Genomic DNA, 12,651 nt, shown 5'->3' with positions numbered 1-12,651 from the left:
CACTGGGTGGGTGCACGTTACCCGGCGGCGATGGCCCTGCAACGGATCTCGCCGAAGCCTTCGAAGCGGATGGTCGCCTGCTGGCCGACCGCGATGTCATGGATGCCGGTGGCGTTGCCGGTGGCGATCAGGTCGCCCCGCTTGAGCGGCCGGCCGCGCCGGGCCGAACGACCCAGCGCGAACGCATAGGCCGTGCGCAGGCCCCCGGGCAGCAGCGTGGCGCCCCCGGTGCCGACGAGCTGGCCGTCGATGAATGTCTCGGCCTTCAGCGCAGCCTCGTCGCGGGCGCGCCAGTCGGCGATCTCCGGGCCCAGGATCAGCCCGTTGTTGTTGCCGAAGTCCGAAATCACCACGCGCGGGCCGAGCTGGTTGATCGTGGCCAGCGGGCTGCTGGCGATCTCCACGCCGATGAACAGGCGCGCCGGCAGGGCCGCGGCCTCCTCGGGCGTCCAGTGCAGCTTGTCGGCCGGCGCGTCTTCCTCCAGACGCAGCACGTACTCGGCCTCGACCGCCCCGAAGCCCCCGACGTAGATCGGGAATTCGTCGATGCCACCGGTGGCATTCCAGAGCGCACGCGACCAGATCGGGCCCAGCAGGCGGTCGTCCCCGGACGCATCACGGCGCTCGGCGGCGATGTAGCCGACCTTCCAGCCGACCACGCGGTCGGGCCAGCGGGCAATGGCCAGGTCCTGTACGTCATAGGCAGTCACCAGGTCCGGCGGGATCTGGCCCGGGAAATCCGGCAACGAACGGCCATGCTGGCGGGCCTCGACAAAGGATTGGGCGATCGCGGACAACGCCTGCGAATCCTGCTGGCCTGCTTGTGGGCTCAAGGGTGACCTCCGGGTGGAAACGATGTTGCACTGCCCATCGACAGTGGCACGGAACGATGTATATGGTAAACCGGTGTCATGGGCAATGTGCACTGCGGCAAAACCGCAAGGCCTTGTCCCGCCAAGCCTTGGGAGGGGCCGATGCACCGTCGTCTTGTCGTATCCGCGCGCCCAGCGCGCCGTTTGATTCCGTGCCTGGCGAGCCTGTGGCTCATCGCCTGGCTGGCCCCCGCGCACGCGGCGGAACCCCCGGCATGGCCCACCACGGAGACCGCCGCCGAGCAGGCGGGCCGCATCCCCCTGTGGCCCGGCGACGGGCTCGCGCCGGGCGACCGAGCACTGACCCAGCCGCAGCGCACGCTGGAGCGCAGCACCGACCCGGCCTTGCCGGATCGCTTCGTTGACCACGTCAACCGGCCCTATCTGGTGGTGCAGCGCCCGGCGCACCCCAACGGTGCCGCGCTGCTGGTGATCCCCGGCGGCGGCTACGCACGCATCGTGCTGGACAAGGAAGGCTCGGCGCTGGTGCCGTCGTTCGTCGAGCAAGGCGGCGTGACGCTGTTCGTGCTGCGCTATCGCCTGCCCGGCGAAGGGCATGCGGACGGCGCCGACGCACCGCTGGCCGATGCGCAACGCGCCTTGCGGTTGATTCGCGCACGGGCCAACGAATGGGGCGTCGATCCACACCGGATCGGCGTGATGGGCTTTTCCGCCGGCGGCCACCTGGCCGCCAGCCTCGGCACGCGCTACGACGAGACGCTGCATGCAGCGCGCGATGCCATCGACCGCGTGCCGGCGCGCCCCGATTTCCAGCTGCTGGTCTACCCGGTGATCGACATGACCGGCATCGCCACGCACGCCGGCTCGCGCCAGCAGTTGCTGGGCGATGCGCCGCAAGCCGATCGCATGCAGCAGTATTCGCCGCAGCGGCACGTCACCGCCGCCACGCCGCCCACGTTCCTGGTGCACGCCCAGGACGACACCGTCGTGCCGGTGGAAAACAGCCTGCTGTTCTACGGCGCCTTGCGCGCGGCCGGCATCCCGGCGGAGATGCACCTGTTCCCGCGCGGCGGCCACGGCTTCGGAATCCGTGGCACCGCCGGCCTCACCGCGGCCGCCTGGCCGCGGCTGGCGCTGGCGTGGATCGACGCGCAACGCGAGGTGTCGCCATGAGCACGACCGATTCCGGGCGCCGTGATTTCCTGCGGGCCACGGCGGGCACGATGCTCGCCAGCGCGCTGCCCGCATGGGCCAGCGCAGCTTCCATCGATGCGAGCGAATCCCCGCTGGCGCGCGTGCGCGGCGGGCAGCTGCGCGGCTATCGCGAGCGCGGCGTCGCCGTCTTCAAAGGCATTCCTTACGGCGCGGACACCACGCACCAACGCTTCCTGCCGCCGCGCATCGAACTGCCCTGGCAAGGCGTGCGCGATGCACTCGCCTACGGCCCGGCTTCCCCGCAACCGAAAGCCGACGAAGCCTCCAGCGAGGATTGCCTGCGCCTCAACGTCTGGACGCCCGGCCTGCGCGACGGCCGCAAGCGGCCGATCCTGTTCTATATCCACGGCGGCGCGTACAACAACGGCTCCGGCAGCAGCCCGCTGTACGACGGCACGAACCTGTGCCGGCGCGGCGACGTGGTGGTGGTGACCGTCAATCATCGGCTCAACGCTTTCGGCTACCTGTACCTCGCGCCGTTCGGCGCGCCCGACCTCGCCGATGCCGGCAACGTCGGGCAGCTGGACCTGGTGCAGGCGCTGCAATGGGTCCACGCGCATGCGGCCGAGTTCGGCGGCGACGCCGGCAATGTCACCGTATTCGGGCAATCGGGCGGCGGCGCGAAGATCGCCACGCTGATGGCGATGCCCGCCGCGCGCGGCCTGTTCCACCGTGCGTGGACGATGAGCGGGCAGCAGGTCACCGCCTGCGGACCCCGCGCCGCGGCCCAACGCGCGGCGATGGTGCTGGATGCACTGAAGCTCACGCCCGCGCAGGTCGATCGCGTGCGTACGCTGCCGGCGGCCGACCTGATCGCCGCCGCGCAGGTGCGCGACCCCTCGCGTGCCGAGGACACCGCGCTGTATCTCGGCCCCGTGCTCGATTCACGCAGCCTGCCGCGGCATCCGTTCTGGCCGGATGCGCCCGCGCAGTCGGCCGGCATTCCGCTGGTGATCGGCAACACGCACGACGAAACGCGCGCCTTCCTCGGCCACGACGCGAAGAATTTCGCCCTCACCTGGGAGGAACTGCCGGCCCGGCTGGAGAAGCAGCAGTACGTGGATCTCTCGCCGCAGGTCGTCATCGCCGAGTACCGCCGGCTGTATCCGCAGTACACGCCGTCGGATGTCTTCTTCGCCGCCACCACCGCCGGCCGCTCGTGGCGCGGCGCGGTGGAGGAACTGGAAGCGCGTGCGCGCCAGCCATCGCCCACCTGGGCCTACCAGCTCGACTGGGCCTCGCCGTTGCAACCGCAACTGGGCGCGTACCACACGCTCGACATCCCGCTGGTGTTCGACAACATCGACCGCGCCGAGGCGCGTACCGGACAGGGCGAGGAGGCGAAGGCGATGGCCGCGCGAATGAGCGAGGCGCTGCTGGCCTTCGCGCGCCACGGCGACCCGAACCACGCCGGCCTGCCCCGCTGGGAGCGTTATGACCTCGCGCGCCGGCAGACCCTGCTGTTCGACCGCACGCCCTCGCTGGCGGATGATCCACGCGGCGGGGAACGGCGCTTCTACGCGCAAGTTCCCTTCATCCAGCGCGGTACTTTCTGACGAATCCCGCCGGCATGGCCCCGCTGTAGGCCACCACGCCGGCTTGCCACCATCGTTCCGTACTCCATGCAGGACAGGACGATGGAAGGTTATTCACCCGCGTGTTACTGGTTCCGCGCCACGCGCTTCCCGGTGCTTCCCGATGAGGATCTGGATACCAGCCCCGGCATCTACGGTCGCGTGCTGGCGCACTGGCTGCGCGATGGCCTCGTCGCGGCCGGATACCGCGGTGCCCGCCTGTATCCCACGCCATGGGGGTGGTGCATCGTGGTCAGCCGCCACCCGCAATGCCTGTGGGTCGGCTGTGGTGGCGTGCTGATGGAGGAGGACGGCCCCGCCCCCGAGGTGGTGCGCGCAGATACCGTGCTGTGGCACTGCCATGCCGCATGCGAACGCCCCGCGTGGTGGCGGCTGGGCTGGCGCCGGCAGGACACCGACGCCGTGTTGCGGGAGCTGGATCTGCTGTTGCGCCGCCTGTTGCTGGAGGAGCCGGAGATCCAGCAGGTCGAGCCCCCGCCCTAGCGTCGCCAGGGCCGGGGTGGCCTCACTCTGCAGCGGGCGCTGCCTGCAGCGACCACACGCTGTTGGCCTCGCCCTGCAATGCGCGGCGACGCACGCCACGCGCCAGCGCCGCGTAAACCCAGGCCAGCAGCAGCGCGCACAGGTCCACCACGAGCACGAGCCCATCGGACCAGGGCGCGAGGAAGCCCTGCGGGCCGACCAGGCCCGCCACCGGCACCAGCACGGTCAGTGCAGCGCAGAGCCACAGCAGTTCGACCGCGCCGCGCGCCGCGGGCCGCACCCCGGCCCACAGCAACGAGAGGCCGAACACGGCGTAGTAGATGGCAGGCTCGTGGCCTTCCGGCAGCAGGCGCGCGGCGATGAACAACGCCGACACGCCCGCCACGCACCCCAGGCACACGCCGAGGGTGATCCGTGCCATCACCTGGGTCCGGCGCGGCTGCACGACCTGCCGGCGCTTGCGGCGCGCCTCGATCCACAGCAGGTTGCCGCTATAGAACAGGAATGCGCCGCCGAGGCCCAGCAGGAAATACAGCCACTGCACCGGTGCGCCGGCGAAATCGCCGAAGTGCAGCGTCTGCAGGCCGCGCAGCGAAGCCATCCCGGGCGACATGTTCGCCGGCTCGACCACGCGCAGCACCTTCCCCGTCGCGCCCTCCATGGCCACGCCTGCGAGCCGGTTGAGCTTGCGCTGCTCCATGTGGCCATAGACTTCGATGCGCGCGTTCGCATCGCCGAAGTCGTGGTACGAGACGCTATCCGCCGCAAGCCCCGGCATGGCGGCCTGCGCGTGCGCCATCAGTTCGGCCACCGAACGGGTCGGCGCGGCCACGTTGGCCGGCGCCACGTGCGCGGCCAGTTCGAAGTCCGACTCCAGCACCTGCATCAGCTTGCCGTTGAACACCAGGAACTGGAACGGCGCCAGCAGCAGGACGCCCAGCGTGAGCACCGCACCGGACCAGGCAAAGATCACGTGGAACGGCAGCGAGAGCATGCCGATCACGTTGTGCGCGTCCTGCCACCAGCGCTTGACGTTGCGGCCCCAGCGCAGCGCGAACAGGTCCTTCAGGAACACCGGCGCGTAGATCACCACGCCGCTGACCAGCGCAAGCCCGTAGAGGATGCACACCACGCCGAACAGGTAGGTGCCGAACGTGCGCGGCAGGCCCGCTGTGAAATGCAGGTCGTAGACGAAATCCACGAAGCCGCTGCGCTGCGGCAGTTCGCGCAACGCGCCATCGGCGTCCAGGCGGAAGTGGTGGGCCACGTTGCCGGCCGCGCCTTGCTCGTACCAGTACAGCGCCGGCTCCGGGCCATGCTCGCCGGGCAGCATCAGGTAGAACGCCTCGGCCGCCTTCGGGTGCGTGGCCACCACCTTGTCCACCAGCGCCTGCGCCGCCTGCAACGGCGGCACGTCGGTACTTGCGGCGGGCGTGGCGCGCGCGTTCTGCCAGCCGGTCAGCTCGTGCGAGAACACGGTGATCGCGCCGGCGTAGAAGGCGATGAACAACGCCATGCCGGCGACCAGGCCGACCCAGGTGTGCACCGAGAGGAAACTGCGCAGGGTCGCAACCTTCATGGCGTCAGCTCCGTCCAGCCCAACATCTTCACCACGTACACCAGCACGAAACCCAGGGCGGTCAGGCCGCCCAGCCACAGCCAGGCCCGCAGCCCGCTGCGACACACGAACGCGAATGCCATCGCGCCAATCCACACCGGGAAGGCGAGCAGCAGCCACGGCAGCGTGTTGACCGCCAACGACCCCGGCCACAGCAGCGCGGCCAGGCCCACCCAGGCGGTGGCGAACGGCAAGCCCAGCAACGCGGCGGCGAGCGATTTACCCCACATGGCGACGCTCCCGGCGCAGGCGGCGCGCCACGTCGATCCACGGCAGCGCGACGGCCACCAGCATGAAGGCGGTCAGCGCGGAGAACACGCCTGCCCAGGTGCCGAGCGCGAGCATCGCCACGGCCAGCGCGGCCACTGCCAATGCCCAGGCCAGGGCGCGCACCCGCGAAGGCCGCGCGCGCGCCGCCAGCCACAGCTGCTGGTGCGCGGTGGCGAGATAGAAAGCCAGCGCCGAAGCGGCGGCCAGTGGCAGGTACAGCCAGTTCATGGGCAGGGCTCCTGGGTCATGCGGGGGCGGCTTACCAGTTCGCCTGGAAGCCGATGCCGACGCTGCGCGGCGCGCCGAGGATCGCGACGGGGTCGTCGGACCAGCGGTACTGCACGTACTTCACGTCGAACAGGTTGTTGGCGAAGATCCACGCGCTCCAGTCCAGCGTCTCGTAGCCGAAGCGGCCGTTGACCAGCGTGCGCGAAGCCAGCTGGGTCGGCGCGGCGCCCACGTCGGTGTAGACCTTGTCGCGGTAGTTGGCATTGAGGTTGGCGACCCAGTACTCGGCGAAGCGGAAATTGCCGCCCACCGCCGCCGTCCAATGCGGGGCGTAGGCGAATTCCTGGCCCGAATAGTCGGTGATCTGCGCATCCATCACCGTCTGGAACTCGTCGTAGCGGGTACGCGAATAGCCCACCGAGCCATACCAGTCGAACCCGGGGTTCACCCGGTGGCTGGCTTCCACCTCGAAGCCGTACAGGTGCGCGCGCCCGGCGTTGACGGTGTTGTAGTCGTAATCGTTGAGGCCGAAGTAGGCGATGACCTGCTTGTCCTTCCAGTCCACGTAGTACGCATTGGCGTTGAGCGTGAAGCGGCCGTCCAGCCACTGCGAACGCAGCGAGCCTTCGTAGTTCCAGGTGTATTCCGGGTCGTAGGCCACGGTCTGGCTGCGCGCGATGTTGAAGCTCGAACCGCCGGAACGGTAGCCGCGCTGCACGACGAAGCTGGCCGACAGGTCCGGCGTCCACTCGTAGCGCATGCCCCCCTTGGGCAGGAAGGCGGTGAAGTCGCGCGTGCTTTGCGGCACGCTGCCGGCCGCCGAATCGACCAGCCCGGCCACGCCCTGGTTGATGGCCGCCACCGCCAGGTAGAGCGGCGTGCCCGGCGCGCCGAACGCGGCCGGGTTGGGATACTGGCCCACGAACGTGGCCTGCGTGTCCGAGGCCAGTTCATAGCGCTGGCGGTCGTAGCGGAAGCCGCCGATCAGCGAGAAGCCGCCGGCGACCTGGAAGCTGCCGTCGGCGAACAGCGCGCGGTTTTCCGAGCGCGTGGGCGTGGTGCTGGCGTAGTCGACCGGGATGACCGGCAGCACCTGCGCGTAGGCATCGGCGATCTGCGTGGCGGCGGCGGCCGGGAAGCCGGCGCCCTGCAGCAACGCGCTGATCGTGCCGACCGGCGTGTTGACGTTGGTGCGGCTGCTGGCGTCGTTGCGGTCGTCGTGGCGCGAGTAGTACAGGCCGACCAGCCCGTCCAGGCGCTCGCCGTCGTAGTTCGCGCGCACTTCCTGCGAGAAGGTGCGGTTGAGCACGTCCTGCTGGCCGTAACTGATGGGATCGGCCGTGCGGTCGCCGTCGTAGCCGCGCAGCGTATGCACCTTGTTCCAGGCCGTGGCCGCTGACAGCGACCACGCATCGTTGATGGCGTAGTCGATCTCCAGGTTGGCGACGTCGGCATCGGTGCGGCCCCGGTCCGGGTAGTCCGCCGTGCTGATGCGCCGCTCGCGCCAGTCCGGCACGTCGCTGCGCACGTAGTTGAACTGGTAGGGGCCGGTGCGCTGCGCCTGGGTGTAGCCCAGCCGCACCAGCAGGCCCTCGATCGCCTTCGGCGTCCACAGCAGCTTGGCGCGGTACTGGGTGGTCTCGAGCGAGTCGTCCGGCGCCTCGCGCGTCACGTTCCAGTTATAGCCGTCGAAGCTGCGATGTTCGGCCGCCACGCGAAACGCCAGCTCGTCCTCCAGCAGCGGGCCGCCGAAGGCAAAGGCGAGGTTGCGGTCCGAGGGGTCGGATGCCAGCACGCGCGCCTTGCCTTCCCAGTCCATGGTCGGGTCGGCGGTGCGCAGCACGATGGCGCCGGCCAGCGCGTTCTCGCCCTGGATGGTGGACTGCGGGCCGCGCAGGATTTCCACCTGCGACAGATCCCACAGGTTGGTCGGGCCGGAACTGATCACGCTCTGCGGCAGGGCGGCGCCGTCGAGGTAGATGGTCGCCAGCGGCGCGGCGCCGCCGCCGTCGGTATCGCGGATGCCACGGATGGTGAAGCCGGCATCGCCGTAGGTCTGCGCGACGTTGGCGGTGCGGTTGAACACTTCGTAGAGCGTCTGCAGGTTTTCCTGCTCGATCCGCACCGAGGTGGTGACCGCGACGCTGGTGGGGGTGTCCTGCAGCGAGCGCTGCGACTTCTCGCCGGTGACGACGATGCGGTCGAGCGTGGTGGCGTCGGCCGGCGGCGGCGCTTCGGCGGCCAGCGCGGGCAGGGACAGCAACGAGGAAATGGCCACGGCCAGGGCCGTGCGGGCAACGCGCATGCGAACTTCTCCGACAGTCGGTAGAAGGGCGTGGCGTAGGCTGGCCCGAAGGGTTCCGCCCTCCCCGGGCGGCATCGGCGCGCAATCTAGCAGGCCGCGCGCGACGACGCCACGGCCTGCCCTTTCCCGCAGTCGAACCACCTCCCGCGGGCGCGGCCTCCGCCGCGACCCGGCAGGCCCGCTACATCGCCGGCACGGCTACCTCATTGTTGGTGCGCGTCACTTCCCCGCCCTGCCCCTCCAGCGAGAGCCGCACCCTCGCACCGCGCAGGTCGGCACCGGCCGGCACCCTCAGTCGAACGTCCTGCGTCTTCGGCAGCAGGTCACGCGGCGCCGGCAGCGCGCCGAACGCGGCACGCGCCAGCTCGCGCCCGCGCGCATCCACCAGCACCGCGGTGCCGGCGGGTGCATCCGCATGGCCGAGGCTGTGCACGGTCGCCACCAGCGCATCGCCTTCGCGGCGCAAATCGCCGCGGCCGATGCCGATGTCGGCGCGCAGCTCGACCGGGTCGGTCGCCTGCACCAGCTCGAATTCCATCACCGTCGCGCCGCGGGCGAACGCCACTTCGGTCGACGTGCTGCGCGCGAAGTCGAACTCGCGCACCTGCGCCTTGCCGTCGATGGCGTCATCGCCATCGCGGTCCACGCCGCTGCGCATCCGCCAGTGGCCGGCGGTGACGTTCCATCCGGTCATCAACGCCCGCTGCGGTTTGCCGCTGCCGTTCCAGGCGATCACCTTGAAGCGGTCCGGCCGCGGCTGCGGCAGCAACAGCGCGACCTGCACGGCGGCCTCCGGGTCGTCGAAGCGCCAGCTCACCGTGTTGCCCGGATAAGTCTGGTTGCGCTTGAGCGCCACGCCGCCGAGGCGGGCACGCTGCAGGTTCACCGTGGGCGACTCGACGCGGTCCGACCACCAGTGGCCTTCGGTGTTCATGTAGAAGTTCTGCAGCTTCTCGCGGGTCTCGCTGCGATACAGCGTTTCCAGGTAGCGCTTGTCGCCGCTGTTTTCCCAGGCGACGTAATGCGCGAAGTCGGGCACGGTGTCCGGCTTGTCGGCCAGCGTGGCGAGCTCGGCACCCCAGCTGGCACGCTTGCCCAGGGCATCGAGGAAGTTCTCGTTGAGCAGCGACAGGCCATCGGGCCCGGCGCGGCGCACGCGGTAATCCAGCGGCTGCAGGTAGCGCGCCTCACCCCCGGAGAACCGCCACGCCGCCCAGAAGGTATGCAGCACGTCCGGGCCGCCGCTGCCGTCGAACAGTTCGCCGCCGCGCGTGGCGCCGGTCGCCCAGTTGATCTCGTTGGGCAGCGCCCACTGGCCCTTGTCGGTCTGGTATGCGTGGGCGAGATAGCCATCGGCCAGGCCGGTGACGATGCGCCGGCTGTCGGCATCGGCGTTGTAGACGCCCAGCAGCATCGCCGGGTGCAGGATCGGGAACGAATACGGCTTCTGCCACTGCCAGTTCGGTTCGCGATACACCTTGCGCCCGCCGAACCAGTTGCTGGCGAACAGCAGGTGACCCTGCGGATTGACCTGGATGATGCGGTCGAACGCCTTCACCGTCGCCATCAGCCGCTCGACCGTCAGCGGGTCGCCCCAGTTGAGGTAGAGCATCTGGCTGTTGAGGTTGATGCCTTCCTCGTAGCTGTGCAGCTCGTCGGTCTCGATGGTGGACAGGCCATCGGTGAACATGCCGTTGCGGTAGTTCGCGTCCGACAGCGCGGTCATCGAGGCATTGAGGGCGTCCGGGTCCACGCCCATCAGCGCCATGCCCGGCCATTGCTGGGTCAGGTCGGTGTCGTCGGAGATGCCGCCGCCGAAATCGCCATAAGGCACCTGGCGCTGGTCGATCCACCAATGGATGTAGCGGCGCGTGGTCTTCAGGTTTTCCAGCTGCCAGAACGCCCAGGCCGGCGTGCCCTTCGGCACCTCGGGCAACGCCACCGGCAGCGGCGACTGGTTGCCGTAGCTGATGTCGTTCCAGTATTCGCGGCCCAGCGCGTGCTCCGGGTCCACGCGCAGCAGGTCGCTGATGTCGCGATGCAGGCGGCGATACAGCAGCTGGCGCTGCGAGGTGGTGTGTTCCTCGACGAGGAAGCCCCAGTTGTCCTTGACCTGGTTGAAGCGGTCGGCGACGTGCTCCGCCTTCGCCGCCTCGCGCGGCTTGAACACCAGACGCACGCCCATGCCGTCGAGCGCGCGGCCGTTGAAGCCCGATGCCGCCGAGGCGATGTCGATCATCAGGCTGTCGTCGGTGAGCAGGCGGTCGCGCAGGTCCAGCCACAGCGTGCGCGCCTGCTTCGGGCGCACCGAGACCGACACGTCGATCATGTCGCGCGCCGGCCACAGCGGATCCTTCACCCGGATGTTGAGCGGGATCAGGCCATCGGGGCCCGCCAGCAGGTCGAGCGCCGGGATATCCAGCGCGATGCCGTCCAGCCCGTCGTGCATGTTCTCCCAGCCATAGGCCCAGCTGCGCATCAGCGGCTGGTCGGACGGCGGCTGGCCGAGCGTGGAAGGCACCAGCACGTGCACCAGCGGGCGCTGCGCGACGGCACTCGGTTCGCTGCGCTTGCGCGCGGGCGCCTTGGCCGGCAGCGCGACCACGGTGTCGCGCTCCGCGGCCGGGTGGCGCCCGGCGATGTACTGGCGCAGCGGGGCGAGGTTGTCGTAATCCGGGGCGATATCGCTGCGCACGGTGTAACGCAGGGTGACGCTGCCACTGGGCACTTCGCCCGCGCCCACGTCATAGGCCCAGATTTCCTGGATCGGCGTTTCCTGCGCGGTGTTGGTGAAGCGCAGCGTGCCGCCGCGACGGGCGGCGAAGCTGTCCACGCTGCGCACCACGCCCCGCGGGCGCTGGAACAGCGGCTGCGCGGCCTGGCCGGGCGCGGTGTAGTCGGCCTGCCCGTAGGCAGCGCCGCGGATCTCGATGCGATTGAAGGGTTCGTCCGGCAGCGTCAGGGTCAGCGCCTTGCCGCCGTCGACATATACGTTCCAGTCCGGCAGCTGGAAGTAGTCGTTGCGGCCCGGCAGGCGCGAGCGGTTGTAGACGCCCGGCCAGGTGGTCTCGGCGATGCCGTCGGTGGCCTTCCACATCCAGGCCTTCATGTCGCGCGCATCGGCGAACTCGACCTTGCGGATGCGGGTGACGGCATCGTCCAGCACCGGCGGTGCGGCATGGTCGAAGCCATAACGATGCAACCACGCCTGGCGCTGCCCCTCCTCGTCCTGCGCGGTGGCCGCGGGCTCGCGCGCCTGCGCCAGCGCCGCGATGCCGGCGGCATCGAGCATGCGGTCGTAGACGCGGATCTCGTCGAAGTCGCTGCCACGCAGGAAGTTGTAGCGGCTCTGCACCTGGTGCGGGGACATCACCCGCCCGGCCAGGCCGAACTGGTCGAGCGCCGCATCGTAGTCCGCCGTGGTCTCCACGCGCTCGACTTCGCGCCCATCCACGAAGAGCCGCACGCCGCGGGTTTCATCCCAGCCGAAGGCGATATGCGTCCAGTCACTGGGGGCCGGCAGCGTGGGCATGCGGAACGACACCCGCGTGCGCGCGAGGTTGGCATCGGTGACGAAGGCATCGAAGCCGTGGCCGTTCCAGTCGATGCGCAGCCAGGCCATGTCCCAGCTGGTGTGGTCGGCGTAGCCGACGCGGAAGATCACGAACGGCGCCTCGCCCACGGCGTAGCGCGAGCGCCAGAAGAAGGAGAGCGTGCCGCGCGCGGCGTAGAGATTCCCGGGCGCGTTCCAGGACAGCACGCCGTCGTCAGCCCACTCGATCGCGTCGCCCTTCACGCCGGTCGGGACGCGTTTGACCTTGTCGCGGAAGTTGGGCACCGCATCGCCGGCGGCGACGTCGGCATTGAAGCCCTGGTCGGCCGAGACGCGGAACAGCAGCTGCGGGTCGGCGGCGAAAGCCGACAGCGGAAACGCCGCGGCGAGGCAGGCAAGCAGCACGGCGCGCGGCGCCGGCAGGCGGGTACGGAACGAAGCAAGGCAGGCCATCAACACGCTATCCCCGGGCAATGGATCCAGGCCGGGCTCCACGAGCGCGGCCGGCGCGGTCCCGCGCCACCGCGGCCAATGAAGCCGCGAAAGCGGGC

The 12,651-nt window shown here is 69.9% G+C and carries 9 protein-coding genes; 3 read left to right on the top strand and 6 right to left on the bottom strand.

What is annotated here, in order from left to right:
- Positions 1-17 precede the first annotated feature (17 nt).
- Positions 18-833, bottom strand: coding sequence for a 2-keto-4-pentenoate hydratase (locus tag ARC20_RS02615; RefSeq protein ID WP_108143304.1), 816 nt, complete (start codon positions 831-833; stop codon positions 18-20).
- A 141-nt stretch (positions 834-974) separates the two neighbouring features.
- On the opposite strand from ARC20_RS02615, the gene ARC20_RS02610 reads away from it, so the two are divergent.
- From ARC20_RS02610 to ARC20_RS02600, 3 genes are all read left to right on the top strand, one after another.
- Positions 975-2,006, top strand: a complete 1,032-nt coding sequence (locus tag ARC20_RS02610; RefSeq protein ID WP_057643879.1) for an alpha/beta hydrolase — start codon at positions 975-977, stop codon at positions 2,004-2,006.
- Entirely contained in the window at positions 2,003-3,604 is a 1,602-nt protein-coding gene (locus ARC20_RS02605; protein ID WP_057643876.1) for a carboxylesterase/lipase family protein, read from the top strand. Before ARC20_RS02610 ends, ARC20_RS02605 begins: the two co-directional genes overlap by 4 nt.
- Positions 3,605-3,685: 81 nt before the next feature.
- Entirely contained in the window at positions 3,686-4,126 is a 441-nt protein-coding gene (locus ARC20_RS02600; RefSeq protein ID WP_057643872.1) for a hypothetical protein, read from the top strand.
- A 22-nt stretch (positions 4,127-4,148) separates the two neighbouring features.
- On the opposite strand, the gene ARC20_RS02595 is transcribed toward ARC20_RS02600, so the two are convergent.
- The 5 genes from ARC20_RS02595 to ARC20_RS02575 all read right to left on the bottom strand — a co-directional run bounded on the left by ARC20_RS02595 (position 4,149) and on the right by ARC20_RS02575 (position 12,502).
- Entirely contained in the window at positions 4,149-5,705 is a 1,557-nt protein-coding gene (locus tag ARC20_RS02595; RefSeq protein ID WP_057643869.1) for a PepSY-associated TM helix domain-containing protein, read from the bottom strand.
- The gene (locus ARC20_RS02590) at positions 5,702-5,974 is read right to left on the bottom strand and encodes a hypothetical protein (RefSeq protein WP_057643866.1); all 273 of its coding nucleotides are present in this window, start codon (positions 5,972-5,974) and stop codon (positions 5,702-5,704) included. Before ARC20_RS02590 ends, ARC20_RS02595 begins: the two co-directional genes overlap by 4 nt.
- Entirely contained in the window at positions 5,964-6,242 is a 279-nt protein-coding gene (locus ARC20_RS02585) for a hypothetical protein (RefSeq protein WP_057643864.1), read from the bottom strand. The genes ARC20_RS02590 and ARC20_RS02585 overlap by 11 nt, the downstream gene beginning before the upstream one ends.
- A gap of 31 nt (positions 6,243-6,273) precedes the next feature.
- Positions 6,274-8,547 carry a TonB-dependent receptor gene (locus ARC20_RS02580; RefSeq protein ID WP_057643860.1) on the bottom strand — a complete coding sequence of 758 codons (2,274 nt, stop codon included), beginning with the start codon at positions 8,545-8,547 and terminating at the stop codon, positions 6,274-6,276.
- A gap of 181 nt (positions 8,548-8,728) precedes the next feature.
- The gene (locus ARC20_RS02575; RefSeq protein WP_425480270.1) at positions 8,729-12,502 is read right to left on the bottom strand and encodes a LamG-like jellyroll fold domain-containing protein; all 3,774 of its coding nucleotides are present in this window, start codon (positions 12,500-12,502) and stop codon (positions 8,729-8,731) included.
- Positions 12,503-12,651 lie beyond the last annotated feature (149 nt).

The sequence above is a fragment of the Stenotrophomonas panacihumi genome (genome assembly GCF_001431645.1).
Taxonomy (GTDB): Bacteria; Pseudomonadota; Gammaproteobacteria; order Xanthomonadales; family Xanthomonadaceae; genus Stenotrophomonas_A; species Stenotrophomonas_A panacihumi.
The sequence above is the reverse complement of the archived record's forward strand: the minus strand, read 5'-3'. Positions and strand labels throughout refer to the sequence as shown.

Coding starts and splice junctions, on each gene's coding strand:
- ARC20_RS02585 (WP_057643864.1), bottom strand. CDS start 6,242: ATGAACTGGCTGTACCTGCCACTGGCCGCCGCTTCGGCGCTGGCTTTC.
- ARC20_RS02595 (WP_057643869.1), bottom strand. CDS start 5,705: ATGAAGGTTGCGACCCTGCGCAGTTTCCTCTCGGTGCACACCTGGGTC.
- ARC20_RS02580 (WP_057643860.1), bottom strand. CDS start 8,547: ATGCGCGTTGCCCGCACGGCCCTGGCCGTGGCCATTTCCTCGTTGCTG.
- ARC20_RS02590 (WP_057643866.1), bottom strand. CDS start 5,974: ATGTGGGGTAAATCGCTCGCCGCCGCGTTGCTGGGCTTGCCGTTCGCC.
- ARC20_RS02605 (WP_057643876.1), top strand. CDS start 2,003: ATGAGCACGACCGATTCCGGGCGCCGTGATTTCCTGCGGGCCACGGCG.
- ARC20_RS02600 (WP_057643872.1), top strand. CDS start 3,686: ATGGAAGGTTATTCACCCGCGTGTTACTGGTTCCGCGCCACGCGCTTC.
- ARC20_RS02610 (WP_057643879.1), top strand. CDS start 975: ATGCACCGTCGTCTTGTCGTATCCGCGCGCCCAGCGCGCCGTTTGATT.